Annotated in this window: 19 protein-coding genes; 7 read left to right on the top strand and 12 right to left on the bottom strand. The window is 71.0% G+C overall.

From position 1 onward, the window contains the following. Nucleotides 1-36 precede the first annotated feature (36 nt). Nucleotides 37-390 carry a helix-turn-helix domain-containing protein gene (locus Q0Z83_RS24220; protein WP_378079167.1) on the top strand — a complete coding sequence of 118 codons (354 nt, stop codon included), beginning with the start codon at nt 37-39 and terminating at the stop codon, nt 388-390. On the opposite strand, the gene Q0Z83_RS24215 is transcribed toward Q0Z83_RS24220, so the two are convergent. The 11 genes from Q0Z83_RS24215 to Q0Z83_RS24165 all read right to left on the bottom strand — a co-directional run bounded on the left by Q0Z83_RS24215 (nt 391) and on the right by Q0Z83_RS24165 (nt 9,110). Next, a complete protein-coding gene (locus Q0Z83_RS24215) occupies nt 391-1,005 on the bottom strand; it encodes a ClpP family protease (protein WP_317796270.1) in 615 nt (204 codons plus the stop codon). Next, nucleotides 1,002-1,628: a ClpP family protease gene (locus tag Q0Z83_RS24210; protein ID WP_317796269.1), complete on the bottom strand. Its 627-nt coding sequence runs from the start codon at nt 1,626-1,628 to the stop codon at nt 1,002-1,004. The genes Q0Z83_RS24215 and Q0Z83_RS24210 overlap by 4 nt, the downstream gene beginning before the upstream one ends. A gap of 736 nt (nt 1,629-2,364) precedes the next feature. Beyond that, nucleotides 2,365-2,493, bottom strand: coding sequence for a hypothetical protein (locus Q0Z83_RS24205; protein WP_317796268.1), 129 nt, complete (start codon nt 2,491-2,493; stop codon nt 2,365-2,367). 202 nt (nt 2,494-2,695) lie between these two features. Next, nucleotides 2,696-3,196 carry a hypothetical protein gene (locus tag Q0Z83_RS24200; RefSeq protein WP_317796267.1) on the bottom strand — a complete coding sequence of 167 codons (501 nt, stop codon included), beginning with the start codon at nt 3,194-3,196 and terminating at the stop codon, nt 2,696-2,698. Between the two features lie 211 nt (nt 3,197-3,407). After that, complete coding sequence (locus Q0Z83_RS24195; RefSeq protein WP_317796266.1) at nt 3,408-4,457, bottom strand: ATP-grasp domain-containing protein; 1,050 nt, start codon at nt 4,455-4,457, stop codon at nt 3,408-3,410. Further along, on the bottom strand, nt 4,454-5,602 hold the full coding sequence (locus Q0Z83_RS24190) for a flavohemoglobin expression-modulating QEGLA motif protein (protein WP_317796265.1): 1,149 nt from the start codon (nt 5,600-5,602) through the stop codon (nt 4,454-4,456). Before Q0Z83_RS24190 ends, Q0Z83_RS24195 begins: the two co-directional genes overlap by 4 nt. 86 nt (nt 5,603-5,688) lie before the next feature. After that, nucleotides 5,689-6,090: a hypothetical protein gene (locus Q0Z83_RS24185; protein ID WP_317796264.1), complete on the bottom strand. Its 402-nt coding sequence runs from the start codon at nt 6,088-6,090 to the stop codon at nt 5,689-5,691. Continuing rightward, a complete protein-coding gene (locus Q0Z83_RS24180; protein ID WP_317796263.1) occupies nt 6,087-7,193 on the bottom strand; it encodes a molybdopterin-dependent oxidoreductase in 1,107 nt (368 codons plus the stop codon). Before Q0Z83_RS24180 ends, Q0Z83_RS24185 begins: the two co-directional genes overlap by 4 nt. Next, entirely contained in the window at nt 7,190-7,822 is a 633-nt protein-coding gene (locus Q0Z83_RS24175; protein ID WP_378079168.1) for a methyltransferase domain-containing protein, read from the bottom strand. The genes Q0Z83_RS24180 and Q0Z83_RS24175 overlap by 4 nt, the downstream gene beginning before the upstream one ends. Then, complete coding sequence (locus Q0Z83_RS24170; RefSeq protein WP_317796262.1) at nt 7,819-8,454, bottom strand: TIGR04282 family arsenosugar biosynthesis glycosyltransferase; 636 nt, start codon at nt 8,452-8,454, stop codon at nt 7,819-7,821. The genes Q0Z83_RS24175 and Q0Z83_RS24170 overlap by 4 nt, the downstream gene beginning before the upstream one ends. Next, the gene (locus Q0Z83_RS24165; RefSeq protein ID WP_317796261.1) at nt 8,451-9,110 is read right to left on the bottom strand and encodes a glycosyltransferase family 2 protein; all 660 of its coding nucleotides are present in this window, start codon (nt 9,108-9,110) and stop codon (nt 8,451-8,453) included. The genes Q0Z83_RS24170 and Q0Z83_RS24165 overlap by 4 nt, the downstream gene beginning before the upstream one ends. Before the next feature lie 155 nt (nt 9,111-9,265). On the opposite strand from Q0Z83_RS24165, the gene Q0Z83_RS24160 reads away from it, so the two are divergent. The 4 genes from Q0Z83_RS24160 (at nt 9,266) to Q0Z83_RS24145 (ending at nt 15,070) form a co-directional block, all read left to right on the top strand. Further along, the gene (locus tag Q0Z83_RS24160) at nt 9,266-10,312 is read left to right on the top strand and encodes an NAD-dependent epimerase/dehydratase family protein (RefSeq protein WP_317796260.1); all 1,047 of its coding nucleotides are present in this window, start codon (nt 9,266-9,268) and stop codon (nt 10,310-10,312) included. Between the two features lie 20 nt (nt 10,313-10,332). Next, nucleotides 10,333-11,700 (top strand): hypothetical protein, encoded by a 1,368-nt coding sequence (locus Q0Z83_RS24155; RefSeq protein ID WP_317796259.1) that lies wholly within the window; start codon nt 10,333-10,335, stop codon nt 11,698-11,700. 100 nt (nt 11,701-11,800) lie between these two features. Next, nucleotides 11,801-13,480 carry a DUF1996 domain-containing protein gene (locus Q0Z83_RS24150; protein WP_317796258.1) on the top strand — a complete coding sequence of 560 codons (1,680 nt, stop codon included), beginning with the start codon at nt 11,801-11,803 and terminating at the stop codon, nt 13,478-13,480. A gap of 66 nt (nt 13,481-13,546) precedes the next feature. Further along, a complete protein-coding gene (locus tag Q0Z83_RS24145) occupies nt 13,547-15,070 on the top strand; it encodes an AMP-binding protein (RefSeq protein WP_317796257.1) in 1,524 nt (507 codons plus the stop codon). Here Q0Z83_RS24145 and Q0Z83_RS24140 read toward each other — a convergent pair. After that, nucleotides 15,063-15,827, bottom strand: a complete 765-nt coding sequence (locus Q0Z83_RS24140; RefSeq protein ID WP_317796256.1) for a GntR family transcriptional regulator — start codon at nt 15,825-15,827, stop codon at nt 15,063-15,065. The genes Q0Z83_RS24145 and Q0Z83_RS24140 overlap by 8 nt on opposite strands. A 116-nt stretch (nt 15,828-15,943) precedes the next feature. Between Q0Z83_RS24140 and Q0Z83_RS24135 the strand changes: the two genes are divergently transcribed. Together Q0Z83_RS24135 and Q0Z83_RS24130 are read left to right on the top strand one after the other, a co-directional pair. Continuing rightward, the gene (locus tag Q0Z83_RS24135; protein WP_317796255.1) at nt 15,944-16,093 is read left to right on the top strand and encodes a hypothetical protein; all 150 of its coding nucleotides are present in this window, start codon (nt 15,944-15,946) and stop codon (nt 16,091-16,093) included. A gap of 53 nt (nt 16,094-16,146) precedes the next feature. Then, nucleotides 16,147-17,211, top strand: a complete 1,065-nt coding sequence (locus Q0Z83_RS24130; protein WP_317796254.1) for a hypothetical protein — start codon at nt 16,147-16,149, stop codon at nt 17,209-17,211. Nucleotides 17,212-17,277 lie beyond the last annotated feature (66 nt).

Genomic DNA, 17,277 nt, shown 5'->3' with positions numbered 1-17,277 from the left:
GTGCCGGAGACCGGGACGGCTCACTACCGTCGGCACATGGCAGACGTGACGTACCAACCCCGGCCCCTGTTGCGCACCCTGCTCGGTGAGGTGCTGCGGCGTCGCCGGCTGGAGCAGCAGCGGACCCTCGCCGAGGTAGCCCGGGACGCGTGCGTCTCGGTGCAGTACCTGTCCGAGGTGGAGCGCGGCCGCAAGGAGGCGAGCTCGGAGATCGTGGCCGCCGTCTGCGATTCGCTGGGCATCGGGCTGGCCGACCTGCTGGCCGAGGTGGGGCGCGACCTCACCGTGCATCGCGCCCCGGTCCTGCGGCTGGAGACGGCCCGGCTGCGCCGGACGGCAGAGGCGCCGCGCGGCTACCGGCCCGGTGACGTGGTCCTGCTGGCCGCCTGATCAGGCGGCGTTGAGGCGGTAACCGCGTGGCTCGCGTCGGGTGATGACCCGGTCGGCGAGGCCGTAGGCGACGGCGTCGGCGGCGCCCAGGGTCATCCGGCGGTCGGTGTCGTCGCGGATCTTCGCAACCGAGTGGCCGGTATGTTCGGCCAGGATCTGATCCATCTCGGCCCGGACCTTGGCCACCTCCTTGGCCTCCACGGCCAGGTCCGGCAGTGTGCCGCGGGCCTGGCCGGACGGCTGGTGCAGGGTGACCTTCGCGTGCCGCAGCACCGACCGCCGGCCCGGGGTTCCAGCCGCCAGCAGCGCCGCGGCGGCCTGCGAGGCCTGGCCGACACAGGTGGTGGCGATGTCGCACCGGATGTAGTTCATGGTGTCGTAGATCGCCGTCAGCGCGCTGAAGGAGCCGCCGGGGGAGTTGATGTACATCCCGATCTCCTGTTCCGCCGCGGACTCCAGGTGGATCAGCTGGGCGATCACCACGTTGGCGACCCCGTCGTCGATCTCGGTGCCGAGGAAGATGATCCGGTCCGACAGCAGCCGGGAGTAGATGTCGAAGGCGCGTTCCCCGCTCGGTGTCCGCTCCACGACGGTCGGGATGGTGTAGTGGCTCATGCGCCCAGTCCCATCGGCTGGCGGGCGGCCGCGGGACGCACGTCGTCGACGCTGTCGAGGACCCGGTCGATGAGGCCGTATTCGAGTGCCTCGTCGGCGGTGAACCAGCGATCCCGCCGGCTGTCGCGTTCCACCGTGTCGATCGGCTGCCCGGTGTGTTCGGCGGTCAGGCGCAGCAGCGTCTGGCCGAGCCGCTCCAGCTGGTTGGCGTAGATCTCGACGTCCGCCGCGGTGCCGCCGAACCCGGCCGAGCCCTGGTGCATCAGGATCTGGGCGTGCGGCAGCGCGTACCGCTTGCCCGGGGTGCCGGCGGTGAGCAGGAACTGCCCCATGCTCCCGGCGAGCCCGAGGGCCAGCGTGCTGACGTCGTTGGGGATCAGCCGCATGGTGTCGTAGATCGCCAGGCCGGCGGTGACCGAGCCACCCGGCGAGTTGATGTACAGGTTGATGGTGCTCAGTGGGTCCTCCGCCGACAACAGCAGTAGTTGCCCGCAGATCCGGTTCGCGATCGGGTCGTCGACCTCGGTTCCGAGCACGATGATGCGCTGGTGCAGCAGCTGGACGGAAAGCTGGTCGTCGACGGACCCGGTTCCGCCCGGTGTCGCGGCAGTCAATGGATGCATGGATCTCTCTCCTCCGGATCGGCCCTGCGTGTCGCCTCCACCTTCGAGCCGATCGGGACCGCCGGCCAAGCCGATCTGCGGTCAGCAGATGAAGCGGTGGTGCGTCCCGAGTCCACCGACGTGTCGTATCTGGGCGGCATGGGTGCGCGGGCGTACGTCCAGGCGGTCGCCACCAATGCCGGCAACCGGGCCGCGTCCCGGGTCACGTTCCACTTCACCCCACCGCCGGGCAGCACGATGGATCCCGCCGAGAACGAGCAGTTCGGCTGGACCTGCGACACCTCGAACCCGGCGTGGGCCTGCACCAATGGGCGTACCGTCGGGCCCGGTGAATTCGAGGCTTTGAATTTGACCGTCCTGCTCCCGGCCGGAACGGTGGGCGACACGGTCACGATGAGCGGTTCCGTGTCCACCACCACGCCCGAGCGTTCATTGCGAAACAACAGCGGTCAGACGACTTTCCGGTACGTCGTGCCGCGCCCCGCCGACATCGCGGTCAACAGTGTGTCAGTCGTTCCCGCGCAGCGGATCAAGGCGAACGAACAGTTCGGAGTCCTCGTCGAGATGGACACCGCCGGAGGCAGCCCGGCGCACGATGTCACGGTGCGGGTTCCGCTGCCCCGGCCGTGCGGGCGGTGTCACTCGACCCCGAACATCCCGGGTGGAATTGCGTCCTGGCCGACGCCGGGCGGGTCGTCGACTGTGCCCGCGACAGCGCGTACGACGTGTCCCAGATCTACAACCTGCTGCGGCTGCGGCTGGTCGCCGGACCGGGCACCCCGGACGGGCCGCTGGTCTTCACCGCCACCGCGGCCACCACGAGCCCCGAGGAGAACACCGAGAACAACACGGGCAGCGGCGCCACCAACTACTACGCCGAAGGCACGATCAGCGGCACCGCACCACCGACTCGGACGTCGTCGGCAGCACCGGTGGTGACTACAACCGGGGCTGGAGCGCCGTGGTGGAGGTGCCCGACGCCGGCGTGGTCGTCGTCGACATCGGTCTGGCCCCGATCGCCTGACCATCTGGGCGCCGCTTGCGCGGCGCCCACGTTCATCGTTTCATCATGCCGGGGGCAGGCGGAGCGCAGCACGGGCATTGGCGGCAGGCGAACCGCCGCAATAGACAAGCGCGGACCTGATGTTGGTATGAACCTCGTCCGAGTTGCCGGAGATTGCAGCTTTCTGCCAGTACGGAATTGCCAGGCGAATCTCCCCCTGAAGATCGAGAATGGCGGATCGTGACACTTCCGGCCAGGTCCCATTCTCCAGCTTGGAAAGCTGCTCCTCTTCGGCCACCTTCATCTCGGCAGCCAAGATTCGTAGCTCGGTCCACGCGGGTTCCGGGTCGGACTGGATCTGCCCCAGAACGCGATTCCGATGCGTTACGGAGTCGAGATAGATCGCCTGAGCGTCACGGAATTCTCTGGTCAGAGCCTGCTCGTCACCCGCAAGATCCTGACCCGAGTCTCTCCCGGCAAGGTCGAACCGCGTCCGATCGTAGAGTCGATTCGTCACCACTATCGACGCCACCAGAAGCGCGGATATGCCGACGATCGCGGCCATCGCGCGACCCCATCTGCTAGTCGATGCCATGGGCCGCTACGTCGGCAGCAGCGACCCGAAGCTGAGAGAAATCACCCGGCAGCAGGCAGGCGCCGCAGCGACACCGGCCGACGACGGCGGCAGGTGATCGGTGGCTCGCGCGCCGATGCCCCTGGTGTATCCGCCGAACGGGAAGAAGCCCTGGTTCTCCGGCCACAGCTTCCCGGCGAGTTCACGAAGTTGCGCCTTGTGCGGCAACCGGAGGCCCAAGTAGCGGCCTCACCCGCGCGGCCTGGTCGACGCGGTGTCGCAGGGCCTCGATGACGATGTCGCACATGTCGGTCTGGTAGAGCCATTCGACGCTCTGCAACCCGCCCGGGCTCTCCGCGTTGATCTCCACGACCTTGCCGCCGATCACGTCGACGCCGACGAAGAACATGCCGTCGGCGACGAGTTTCGCGCTCATGGCGGCGATGACGTCCCGCTCCACCGGGCCGATCTCCAGCGGAACCGGCTGGCCGCCCTTGCTGATGTTGGCGCGCGGGTCGTTGCCCGACGGCACGCGCCGGAACGCGGCGGCCTTCCCGTCGTGTTCGAGGAGTCTGCCTTCGAGCAGGAAGATCCGGGCGTCGCCGTCCTCGCCGCCGGGCACGAACTCCTGGACCAGGGCATAACCGTCCTGCAGTACGGCCTCGGTGATCTGCGCGAGGTTCTGTTCCGTCACGTCGCCGACCATGAACACGTTGCGGCCCTTCGCCCCGTACAGCGGCTTGACCACACAGCGGCCGACCGCCGCGACGAAGCGTTCGATCGCCGCCGGGTCGCGGGTCACCAGTGACCGCGGGCGGATCTGCTCGGGGAACTCCTCGAGATAGAGCTTGCTGGTCGCGCGGATGAGTGACATCGGATCGTTGACCACGGTGACACCGCGCGCTTTGAGCATCTGGCCGAAGACCGCGCCCAACGGGCTCGCCCACGGCCGATGCTGCAGGTCGTCGATCGACTCGTTGCGCAGGAACAGGGCGTCGAGGTCGTCCAGAACGAGGTGTTCGGCGTCGCGGTCCCGGGTGGCCTTCAGGAAGGTCTCGAGAGTGTCGCCCTCCTGGAACACCGCGGCGTGCGCGTTGGCGACGAGCCGTCCGTCGCTCTCGCCGAGTTCGACGTCGCCGACCCCTACGTACCAGACCTGGTGGCCGCCGAGGCCGGCCGCCCGGGCCAGCCGGGTGGTGCCGTACTCGGCGATCTCGGTTGCCACGTCGTTGACGAAGAATGCGATCTTCACGGCGTTGCTTCTCCTTCGTAGAGGTCCATGACCGTCAGGCCCGCGCGGAGCCGGTCGAGGCGCTGTCCGGCGTCCGGTGCGTCCAGCCAGCGCGGCCGGATCCACGGGGGCTGGAGAACCTCGCGATCGAGGAGGTCCTGGATCAGCGGAAGGTGGTCGAGGGCGAGTTTGCCGACCAGGAGCGCGTCGAGGCTGACGCCGGCCGCGAAGGCCTCGAGCAGGCGGCTGACGCCCCGCAGGTAGATCGCGTCCTTGACCGAGCCACCCGCCACGACGACCCGGATGGCGATGATCCACGCGGTCCGGCGGGGTATCTCGTACCGGCTCTGCAGGTCGTCGAAGATGTCGAGGAATCCGGCGCCGTCGAGCATGTCGCCGACGGCCACCACCCTCGCCGCGAGCACGCGAAGGCGCCGCGGGTCCAGGCCGCCGGTCAGGTACTCGGCGAGCACCGCGAGACCCTCCTGGGTCTCGTCGTAGCCGGGCAGGCCGATGGTCAGCAGTTGCAGAGGCTGCCGGGAGCCGTTCTGGTAGGTGACGACGTGGGTGCCGACCTCGTGGTGAAGCAGCGGCGCGACCCGGTCGGACCGGAACACCGCGGACTCGGGGATCAGCAGCCGGCCGAACGACACCATCAACTCGGAGACGTCGTCGCGGACGTCGACGTGCACCGGGAAGTCGGGGTGGTCGGCGCGATAGCGGTTCATCTCCGCGTACGCCGCTTCGGCGAACGCCCCGGCCGTGACGCTGGGCGCCGGGGGCGACTGGGCGGGGATCGCCGCGAGCAGGTCCTCCGCGGCCGACCTGAGCGACGGGCTGATCCCGCCGTAGAGTTGGAGCGACCCGTGCACGAACCTGGACGTGTCGCGGTCCTCCAGCGCCGTGATCTGTCGCGCTATCTCGTCGCGTTTGGTGCGCAGCAACGTGTGCAGCGCCGGATCGGCGACCTTCTCGATCTCCAGGTTGTACAGATCACGGCGGGCCAGGTCGGGTTCGAAACCCAACGGCCGCAGCCGGAGAGTGGGCACGGAACGGAAGTCGCTCAGTTCGAAGTCGGCCCAGGCCTCCGCCGCGTTGACCGGGGTGAGGTTGAGGAGCAGGTCCACGCTGCGTTCGATCTCAGCGAGACGGGCGTCGATGTCCAAGGCGGGCTTCAGTTCTGCCGTCGCGGAGTTCACAGAGGGGCACATGCCCACCGGCGCCCGCGGGCAACCTCACCCGCCGGCGCCGGTCATCCTTTCGGCGGTCGTCGGGCGAGCTTCGACAGCGGCACCGCGATGACGATCGACAGCAGGATCAAGAGCAGATTCCGGCCGTACGGCAGAGGCAGCGCCGAGGGATTGCCGGCGGTTCGCCCGAACCCGAGGACGAGCGGGAACGCCACCACCGTGACCGCCGCGGCGACGATCGTGGCGGCCGACGTCACCGCCCGCCACCGGACCGGGACCAGCCGGGTGATCACCGTGCCGGCCACCACGACCGCCGCCATCCACAGGACGTCGTGGCCGATCAGCACACCCGCCATGAACAGCAGCACGCCGACCGGATCGACGTCCGGATCGGTGAGTGCCCCGGCCGTGGCGAAACCGATCAGTGCCACACCGGCGACCGTCAGCGCTACCCGGATCTTCACGAGTCCTCCCGTACGGTGATCGTGCCGAGCCATTTGGTCTGCTGCACGCCGGGCCGGTTCGGGGCGATCAGACGGGCCGGATAGCCGTGGTCGGGGTGCAGGAGCTCGCCGTTGAGCCGCAACGCGATCAGGGTCAGCGGGTCCCGCACGTGTGGCGCGGCCACCGTCGACGTGCGGTAGCGGCCGGCCGCCTCCAGCGACTCCACCACCACCGTGGACCGGTCCGGATCGGCGCCGACCAGCGCGACCAGATCCCGCAGCCGCACCCCGGACCAGGTGCCCGTCGCGCTCCAGCCCTCTACGCAGGCGATCGGCAGGTCGGCGGTGTGCTGGTCGAGGGCGTTCAGGGCGGCCAGGTCCAGGTCGACCCGCCGCTGCGGGCCGGTGATCGTCAGCCGGTACGACGGGTCGAGCGCGGTCGTCCGTACCCCCGCCTCGTCTGCCGTGTTGTTGATCGGCAGGCCCTGGGGGCCGATGTCGGGTCGGCGTGGGGCGAGCAGGGCCGGGCCGGACAGTGGCCGGACCGTCTGGCCGGCGGTGACCACGGTGATCAGGCCGGCCGCGGTGGCGACGGCGCCGAGCAGCCCGCGCCGGGTGAGGCCGGCCGATCCGGGTTCGGGTGCGGGCCGGGTGAGCGCGGTCCGCACCACCGGCAGTTGCACGCCGATGTGGACCAGCAGCGCGCCGACGGCCAGCCAGCCCACCCAGTAGTGGGCGGCGGTGAAGAAGAACGGCATCGGCGCATACCAGCGGGAGACGTTCAGAATGCCGCCGACGACCTGGAACAACGCCGCGGCGACGAGCAGGGCGACGCTCAGCCGTTCGGCGGCGTGGGCGATCGACCGGATCGGTGGCCACTGGAACAGCCGCGGATACACCGACCACAGTTTGGCGCCCAGCAGCGGCACCGTCGCGAGACCGGTGATCACGTGCAGGCCCTGGGTGAACCGGTAGAAGCCGACCGGCCGCGACGGCCACGCGATCCCGGCCGGTGGATGCTGGAGGAAGTGGCTGACCAGGCCGGTCAGGAAACAGATCCCGAACGCCACGCCGAGGGCGATCCCGAGCAGGCTGGTCAGCCGGTGCGATCGGAGAGTGCTCACCGGGGGCTCAGGGTGGCGAACCATCGTCCCGCCTCCGTCCAGGTGTCGAGCACGCGCATCGCCGCCGCCCCGGCCATGCCGTGCAGGTCGTCGAACGGTACGCACGCCCAGCGCAGCGATCCGCCGGCCGAGCCGTGCACGGTGGCGGTCCCGGACCAGCCGGTGGTGCCGGGCGGCGCCAGTTCGGCGTGGACTCGACCGTCGGTGGCCAGCAGTTCCCGGCAGCGGGTCAGCAGCCGGCGCGGGTCGCCGCCGATGCCGATGTTGCCGTCGGCCAGCAGCAGGTGCCGCCACCGGCCGGTTCCGGGGACCGGGCCGAACACGTCGCGATGCATCGCCACCGCACCTCGGCGCAGCGCCAGGCGTACCGCGGCGGCGCTCACGTCGATGCCCAGCGCGGTCCGGCCGGAGCCGAGCAGCGCGCCGGTGAGCCGGCCCGGCCCGCAACCGACGTCGAGAGTGGCGCCGGTGCATCGTCGGAGCAGGCCGTCATCGCCGGCGATGGTGTCGCGGCACCAGGTGGCCGGGTCGAAGTGGAGGATCCCGCCGTCGGCGTGCCGGGCCGAGAACGTGGCGGGCACCCCGGCCGCGGCCCGGCTGAAGACGGCGTCGAACACGGTCGCGGTCACCCGATCACCGCCGTGGCCGTGGCGAACCGGCTGTCCGGCGGGCACAGCGCGGCCACCGTTCGAGCGTCGTCCGCGGTGTCGACGTCGCGCAGCCAGGGCAGTGTCTCCACCCGTAGTCCGTGCCCGCGCAGCGCCGCGAAGGTGTGCTGTCCGGTGTCGGCCGTGGAGGTGACGATGCCGCGCAGCACCGTCGCGTGATCGGCGTCGCGCAGGCCCAGCGCCCACCAGCCGCCGTCGACGGCCGGGCCCAGCACCGCGTCCGGGCCGTCCGGCGTACTCAGCAGGGCCGCCGCCGCCTCCAGCCGGTCGGCGGTGATCTGCGGGGTGTCCATGCCGATCAGCAGGGTCGCGGCGCCGCGGGTCGCGGTGTCGGCGAACGCGTTGGCCAGCCGCTCGTCCAGCGGTCCGCCGCGTTGGGGGAGGGTCAGCCAGCCGGGTGGGGCCGGATGGTCGCCGTCGACGACCAGGATCCGCCGGTCCACCCGGGCGGCCGACACGGTGTCGAGGGTGTCGGCCAGCGCGGCCGCGGCGATGTCGGCCGCCTGCCGCGGAGTGCAGGGTGGGCAGAGCCGCGTCTTGACCCGCCCGGGGAGTGGCCGCTTCGCCAGGACCAGGATCTGCGAGACGTTCACCGGGCCAGCACCGCGCTCATGTCACGGACGGCACGGGCGGTGCCGAGCAGAGTGCCGGTCACCTTCGACCGGGTGCCGGCGGCCCGCGGGTGGTAGTCGACGTCGACCTCCACCACCCGCCAGCCCGCCCGGCCGGCCGCGATCAGCAGCTCCAGCGGGTAGCCGAACCGGCGGTCCCGCAGATCCAGGTTCAGCAGGTCGTCGCGGCGCACGGCCCGCATCGCGCCGATGTCGTGCACCGGCAGACCGGTGGTGCGGCGCAGCCGACGGGCCAGGACGGCGTTGGCGGCGCGGGCGTGCAACGGCCACACCCCGGGTACGGCCGGTCGCCGCCGCCCGGTGCCCAGGTGTGCGCGACCGGTCAGCACCGGCGCCGCCACCCGGGGCAGTTGGGCCGGATCGAACGAGCCGTCCGCGTCCATCACGCACACCACCCCGTCGGCCGGGCCGGCGGCCAGCACTCCGGCGTGCACGGCGGCCCCGTATCCGGGTTCGGCGACGCTGATCACCCGGGCGCCGCAGGCCCGGGCCACGTCGGCGGTGCCGTCGGACGAGCCGTTGTCCACCACGATCGGCCGGTAGCCGGCCGGCATCCGGGCCAGCAGATCCGGCAGGGCGGGCGCCTCGTCACGGCAGGGAAGAACCACATCGGTCATGACAGCCGACGCTAAACACGATCCGGCCCGCGAATCCTTACCCGCCGATGACGAACCCTTACGAAACGATGACGTGAGCAGCCAGTTCTTACGAACCGCTGACGTTCGGCCGCGAACGGGACCGGAAAGCGGCCCGCGGTCCTACGGTCGGCGCCGTGACCCATGTGCTCGTGACCGGCGGCGCCGGTTTCATCGGAACCCATGTCGTGGCGGCCCTGCTCGAGGCGGGCCACGCGGTGACCATCCTGGACAGCGGCCATCCCGGCGCGCACCGCACCCCGCCGGACGCGGTGCCCGGTGCCGTGCTGCACCGGGCCGATCTCACCGATCGGGCCGCGGTGGCCGCCGCGCTGACCGGTGTCGGCGCGGTGATCCACCAGGCGGCCATGGTCGGTCTCGGTGTCGACCTGGAGGACCTGCCGGAATACGTGCGCTGCAACGACCTCGGCACCGCGGTCCTGCTCGCCGGGATGGCCCGCGCGGGCGTCGGCCGGTTGGTGCTGGCCAGTTCCATGGTCGTCTACGGCGAAGGCGCCTACACCTGCCCGGTCCACGAGACGGTCCGTCCGGCGCCCAGAACGGTCGGTGACCTGACCGCCGGACGGTTCGAACCGGGCTGCCCGCACTGCGGTGCGACCCTGGCCCCGGGGCTGATCGGCGAGGACGCGCCGGTGGACCCGCGCAGCGTGTACGCCGCCACCAAGGTCGCCCAGGAGCATCTGACCGCCGCCTGGGCGCGGCAGACCGGCGGCAGCGTGGCCGCGTTGCGCTACCACAACGTGTACGGGCCGGGCATGCCCCGCGACACCCCGTACAGCGGTGTGGCCGCCCTGTTCCGGTCGGCGCTGGAAGCGGGGCGGGCACCCCGGGTGTTCGAGGACGGCGGCCAGCGCCGCGACTTCGTGCACGTACGCGACGTGGCCGCGGCCAATCTCGCCGCCCTCGACGCGACCGGTACGGGTCTCGGCTGGCGTGCCTACAACGTCGCCTCCGGCCGTCCCGCCACGGTCGGCGAACTGGCCGCCGAACTCGCGGTCGCCGCCGGGGGCCCGGCCCCGGTGGTGACCGGTGAGTTCCGGCTCGGCGACGTGCGCCACGTGGTCGCGGCACCGTCGCGGGCCGCCGAGGAGCTCGGCTTCCAGGCGGCCGTGCACCTGGCCGACGGCGTCGCCGAGTTCGCGCACGCGGCGCTGCGCGGATGAGCAGCCGTGGCGGTGCGGGGATGAGCAGCCGTGGTGATGCGCCGACGAGCAGCCGTGGTGATGCGCCGACGAGCAGCCCTTTCGCCGGAAAACGGCTGAGCAGCCGCCCCGACCGGATCGCCGCCACCGTCGCGGTCGGCCTGTTCGCGCTGGCCTCGGTTGTCGGCGCGGTGCTGACCCTGACCGGCCGGCCGGTGTACGCCACCGCGGCCCCGCTGTTCGCCAAATGGCTCCCACACGTCGGCCCCGGTACACCCCTGGCCCTGATGGTCGCCGTCCTGACCGTGATCCACGGCCCACGGCTGGCCGCCCGGCTGCCGTGGCGGCGGCTGCTCGTCCTGTCCTACCTGGCCACCGTCGCCTGGACACTGTCGCTGGCCCTGATCGACGGCTGGCAGCGCGGGATCGCCGGCCGGCTGACCACCGAACACGAATATCTGCACGAGGTGCCCGGGATCACCGACATCCCGGCCACCCTGGCCGTCTTCACCACCCGGATCCTGGATTTCCAACCGGACTCCTGGGCCACCCACGTGTCCGCGCACCCGCCCGGGGCGCTGCTGGTCTTCGTCTGGCTCGACCGGATCGGTCTCGGCGGCGGTGCCTGGGCCGGTCTGCTGTGTGTCCTGGTCGCGGGGCTGGCCGCGGTCGCCGTGCCACACACCGTACGGCTGCTCGGCACCGACGAGGCGGCCCGCGCCGTGCTGCCGTTCGTGGTGTTGTTCCCTGGCGCGGTCTGGACCGGGGCGTCCGGCGACGGCCTGTTCATGGGCGTGACCGCGGCCGGGATCGGGTTGCTGGCGCACGGCGCGGTGCGGGGCCGGGCGGTCGCGGCGATCGGCGGCGGGGCACTGCTCGGGTTCGGCTGTTACCTGTCCTACGGGCTGGTCCTGATGGCGCCGTTGGCTCTGACCGTGGTGCTGCTGTCGCGCCGGTGGGCGGCCGCCGGGTGGGCGGTGGCCGGGGCGCTGCCGGTGGCGGTCGTGTTCACCGCCTTCGGGTTCGACTGGTTCGACGGCTATCACCTGCTGATCGAGCGCTACTACCAGGGCATCGCGACCGACCGGGCGTACGCCTATTGGGTGTGGGCCGACCTCGCCTGCGTGGTCGCCGCGGCCGGGCCGGTCGCGGCGGTCGTGCTGCGCCGCGCGGTCCCGGAGGCGCGCCGACCGGGTGCCGCGCTGCTGCCGTTGGCGGCGGCGGCCGCGATCGTCGCCGCCGACCTGTCCGGCTACAGCAAGGCCGAGGTGGAACGGATCTGGCTGCCGTTCAGTGTGTGGCTGCTGTCCGGGACGGCTCTGATCCCGCAGGCCGACCGCCGATTCTGGCTCGCCGTGCAGGTCACGGTCGCTCTCGCGGTCAACCACCTGCTGCTGACGAACTGGTAACCCGGCTATTTCTTACCAAACAATGACGTAAGCGCATAAAGCTGACCCGCTCGGCCGCCGCCGCCCGTACCACCCGACGACACACCCACGAGGAGGACCGATGAAACGCAGCATCAACCGGCCCGCCCGGATCGCCATGGCGGCGGCGGTGCTGGCGGCGACCGGGGCGCTCACCGTCACGTTCGTCACCAGCGGCGGCAACAGCACGGCGGACGCCGCCACCAGCCTGGACCAGTACGTGCCGATCCAGCAGGTACAGCCGAACGTGCGGGCGCCGCAGGCCGGCCCGGATGCGGCCACCGGCCGATTCACGGTGGACTGCGGGACCAACGGCAACGGCAAGTTCAGCCCGGACAACCCGGTAGCGCAGCCCGGTATCAAGAACGGCGCCGAGCACGTCCACGACTTCGTCGGCAACAAAGCCATCACCGCGAACTCGTCCAACGCCGACCTCGACGCGTCCGGCACCACCTGCCGTAACGGCGACAAGTCGTCGTACTTCTGGCCGGTGGTCCGCATCGACAAGAGCGTCCGCAGCGGCGAACAGGTCAAACAGGCCCTCGCTCGGACGCAACCGATGGTCGTCTGCCCCTCGGTCCGCGACCGGCTGCCGGCCGTCCCCGCCTCGGCCGGCCGCCGGGTGAGCCAAGTCCTGGCCGAACTGGACCGCCTCACCGCCGACGCCAACCGGGCGATGACCGCCAGCCGCGGCCGGATCGACACTCGGCTGAACAAGAAGATCCTCGACGGGCTGCGCGAGCGGCGGGCCACCCTGATCCGGCAGCTCGGCCGTGGCCTCGTGTCGCTGGTCGACTGTGACGTCAGCTACGACGGCATGCACGCGGCGATGCACGGCGCCTCGCACAGCGCCGCCACCCCGGTCGCGAACCCGCAAATCCAGTGCCCGACGGTCCGCGACAAGCTGCCGGGCGTGCCCCAGCCGGCCGTCGCCGAGGTCAACCGCAACCTGGACGAACTCGACCGGCAGATCTCCGAGGCCAACGAACGCCTGGTCAGCAGCCGGGCCGACGTCGGCAACGCGGTCCTCGGGCCGCTGCGCGCCAAGCGAGTCGCCGTCCTCGACCGGATCGGGATCGCCATCGGCCGGCACACCACCCGACCGCAGGGCCTGGCGGAGCTGGCCACCTGCACCGTGAACGGCGCGCCGGCCGCACCTGCCCCCAGCCCGTCGGCCGCTGCGTCCGCGCTGCCCGACCCGCAGGGACCGAATCTCGAACTGCCCGGCAACACCGGTGGCATCGTCCGTCCGGCGCAGGTCCTCATCGAGTACCGGGGCAACGCGGCCGGCCAGGTCGTACCCATGCCGAAGTTCCTTCGCGCCCTGACCGGTGACGCCAAACCGACCAGCCGCGGCCCGGCCAACGCTCGCGGCAGCTGGAGCTGCTCCGGCTTCGGCGACCGGCTCTCCGACAAGTACACGATCTGTCCCACCGGCAGCCGCGTCCAGCGGGTGCACGACTTCCCCGGCTGCTGGGACGGCGCGAACATCGACAGCGACAACCACCGCAAACACGTCGCCTTCGCCGACAAGGCCACCGGCGCCTGCCCGCAGGGCTTCCGGGCCATTCCCCAACTGCGCATCACCATCTCGTACGACATCCCGCGCGACGTGCAGATGAAGGGCCAGTACGCGCTGGACTCGTTCCCGGAGGAGAACCACAACCCGTTCTCCGACCACGACGACTTCATCAACGTCAATTCAGCGCGGACCATGCAGCGCATCGCCACCTGCATCAACAAGGGAAGGAACTGCTCCTGATCCGCGGACCGGGTTAGGGTCCATGCAGGAGAGTGGTTCCCCGGGCCGTGACCGAAGGAGCTGTGGATGTTCGTCAACCTCGGTGTCCGTGACTTCCTGGACCGTGCCGAGCTCGTCTACGGCGACCGGATCGCGGTGGTCGACGAACCCGACCAGCCGGCGGCGTCCTGGGGATCGCTGACCTATCGCGAGTTGGCGGCCCGGGCCCGGGGCCAGGCCGCCGCCCTCGACGCGCTCGGGGTGGCGGCCGGTGGACGGGTCGCGATCGTGTCGCACAACTCGGCCCGGATGCTCGCCTCGTTCTTCGGCGTCTCCGGGTGGGGGCGGGTGCTGGTGCCGGTCAACTTCCGGCTGTCGGCGGCCGAGGTCGGTTACATCGTCGAGCACTCCGGCGCCGAGGTGCTGCTGGTCGACCCGGAGCTGCGCGGCCTGCTCGACACGGTCGGCGCCAACCACACGTTCGTGCTCGGCGAGGACGACGACAAGATCTTCGGTGGTACGGGTGAGCCGCGGCCGTGGGCCGGGGACGAGGCGGCGACCGCCACCCTCAACTACACCTCCGGCACCACCGCCCGGCCCAAGGGGGTGCAGCTCACCCACCGCAACCTGTGGCTCAACGCGACCGTGTTCGGGCTGCACATCACCGCCGGCGACAACGACGTGCTGCTGCACACGCTGCCGATGTTCCACGCCAACGGGTGGGGGATGCCGTATGTCGTGACCGGGCTGGGCGGGCGGCACATCGTGCTCCGCAAGATCGACGGCGCGGAGATCCTGCGCCGCATCGACGAGCACGGGGTGACCCTGCTCTGCGCGGCCCCGGCCGTGGTCAACGCGGCTCTCGACGCGGCACGGACCTGGGCGGGTGCGATCCCCGGCCGGGACCGGGTCCGCATCGTGGTGGCCGGGGCGCCGCCGCCGACCCGCACGATCGAGCGGGTGCGCGCCGAGCTGGGCTGGGAGTTCATCCAGATCTACGGGCTCACCGAGACGTCACCGCTGCTCACGGTCAACCGGATGCGTTCGGAATGGGCCGGTCTCGAACCGCATGAGCAGGCTCGCCGGCTGGGCCGGGCGGGTACCCCGGCGCTCGGCGTCCAGTTGACCGTCGGCACCGACGGTGAGGTGCTGGCCCGTTCCAACCACAACCTCGACGGCTACTGGAACAACCCGGAGGAGACCGCCCGCGTCCAGGAGGGCGACTGGTTCCACACCGGCGACGGCGGGGTGTACACCGACGGTTACCTGACCATCTCCGACCGCAAGAAGGACGTGATCATCAGCGGCGGCGAGAACGTCTCCTCGATCGAGGTCGAGGACGCCGTCAGCGGCCACCCGGCGGTCCGTGAGGTGGCGGTGATCGGCATCCCCGACGAGAAATGGGGTGAGCGGGTGACCGCTCTGGTGGTCACCGACGGCGGGGTGAGCGCGGACGAGTTGATCGCCCACTGTCGGGAACGGCTCGCCGGCTACAAGTGCCCCAAGCGTGTCGAGTTCCTGGACGCGCTGCCGCGTACCGCCACCGGGAAGGTGCAGAAGTTCAAGCTCCGCGAGCCGTACTGGCAGGGCCGGGACCGGCAGATCAACTGACCGGCTCCTCCTGCCAGTTCCGCTCGAAGACGATCCTGTGCCGGTCGCCGGGCAGCACGTTGACGGTGCAGCGCACCGGCCGCCCGTCGGCGGTGTAGCCGGTGTCGAAGTGCACCGCGACGGGTGTGCCCGGCCCGAGGGTCAACCGGTGGATCTCGTCGGGGGTGGGCATCCGCACCAGGATCTCGTCGATCGCCCGGTCCTGCCGGTGACCCAGGTCGGCGAGGACCTGGTCGGTGCCGCGCGGGATGTAGGCCGGGGACATGATCTCGGAGTCCTTGACCAGGTCGAGTGGGAAATGCGAGTCGTTGATGTTGGTCGGTTCGCCGTTGATGAACCTGACCCGGCGGCGGGCCACCACGATCGCCCCGGGCTCCACCCGCAGGCGCTCGGCCAGGTCCGGGCCGGCCTGCACGAGTGACACCTCGATGCGCTGGCTGGGAGAGCGGCCCTCGGCGGCGATCTGCTGGGAGAATCGGTCCATCTCCGGGACCAGCGGGCGGGGCCTCGACTTCTCCTGCGGCCGGTAGATCATGTGCTCACGCTGCCGGACGAAGTAGCCGTGCGGGCGCCGGGCGACGATCAGGCCCTCGGTGACGAGCAGGCTCAGGCCGGTGCGGACGGTCTGCCGGGCCACCCCGAACTGGTCGGCGATGGTGTGTTCGGTCGGTAGCTGATCGCCCGGACGCAGCTCACCGGAGGCGATCCGGGTGCGGTAGGTCGCGGCGATCCGCTGGTACGCGGGTTGGGACTCCACGGGCCACCTCCGGTCCACTTCGAATGTCTAGTCAATCTAAGCATTGTCTCTTGACGGTGTGGAGATCGGGTGGGAGCATCCTCGTACACATTGTCTAGTCAATATAGAAGGTGGCGATGTTCGTGGATCTCGCCTGGCTGATCCCGCTGGGATTCTTCCTGTTCTGGGGTCTCGTCCTCTTCACCGGATCGTCCGGCCCGAGCTACCCCTCGTCCACCCCGGACGGCGACGACTGCGATGACGGCGGGGACGGAGGCGAGGCCTGAGCACCATCGCGAAGCGCCGGAAAAGACCGCTTGACCAGCCATAGGATCCGCTGGTGAGAATCATCGCCGGCCTTGTCGCCCTGGTACTCGTCGGGGTGCCCGCGTTCGCCTCATCCCCGGCCACGGCAGGCGATGCCGTCATGTCGTGTGCCGACGTCGGCGCGGAGCCGGTGAAGCTGACTTTCCCCGCCGCCGGCGTCCGGCAACGGGTCTGTTTCACGGCCGGGGCCGGACAGGACTTCGGGTTCCTGCTCAGCGTGGGCGACACCGACGACGTCGGGGGATACCGGCTGGAGGTCCGAGCGGCCGGTGCGGCGGTGCCGGTCACCACGGAGATCGTCGACCGGACGATGATCGGTCACTTCGTCACGCCCGAGGCCGGGGCGCACACCGTGGAGGTGGCCCGGATCGCCGACGGACCCGGGGCGGTGACGTTCCAGCTCCTTGCCAGCCGGACAGCGGCGCTCACCCGCAACGGACCGGCCGCCGAACTGAGAATCGATCGTCCCGGCATGCGCGGCATCGCCGAATTCGATGCGGCCGCCGGGCAGCGTCTCAGCGTCGTCACCTGGATCCGCGGGATCGACTTCGACAACGCGGTCACCTTCGAGATCCACGGCCCGGACGGCGGCCTCCTCCGCGAGGGCCCGCTCTACTACGCCGCCGACGACCAGTACGACAAGGGCGTCGACGTCACCGCGACCGTCAGCGGCCGCTACACCCTGGCGATCGACCCGAGCCACCTGGACACCGTCTCCGCCACCGTCAACCTGGTCGGTGGCGTCGCCGGCTCCCTGACGAGCGGCGGCCCGGCCACGACGGTGACGATCGGCCGGCCCGGCGAGAACGCGTACCTCACCTTCCCGGCCGAGGCCGGGCAGCACCTGAACATCGCCGCCGCACTCGGCAGCCTCACCAACGACGCCGGGGTCGGGCTCGTCGTGACCGCCCCGGACGGCACGGCGGTGGTGGTCAGCTGGATCCCGGAGTCCATCGGCGACAACAAGCACGGCTCGGTCGGGTTCATCACGCCGGTGACCGGCACCTACACGTTCACCCTCGACCCGCACGCCCTGGACACCGGCACCGCGACGGTCATCCTGAAGCCGGCCGGCTGAGCCGATCCTTCACCGGGTGGACGGCTGCCCGTTCCCGGGCCGTCGAGCGGACGGCCGTATGCTGCA

The sequence above is a fragment of the Actinoplanes sichuanensis genome (assembly GCF_033097365.1).
In the GTDB taxonomy this organism is placed as follows: domain Bacteria; phylum Actinomycetota; class Actinomycetes; order Mycobacteriales; family Micromonosporaceae; genus Actinoplanes; species Actinoplanes sichuanensis.
The sequence above is the reverse complement of the archived record's forward strand: the minus strand, read 5'-3'. Positions and strand labels throughout refer to the sequence as shown.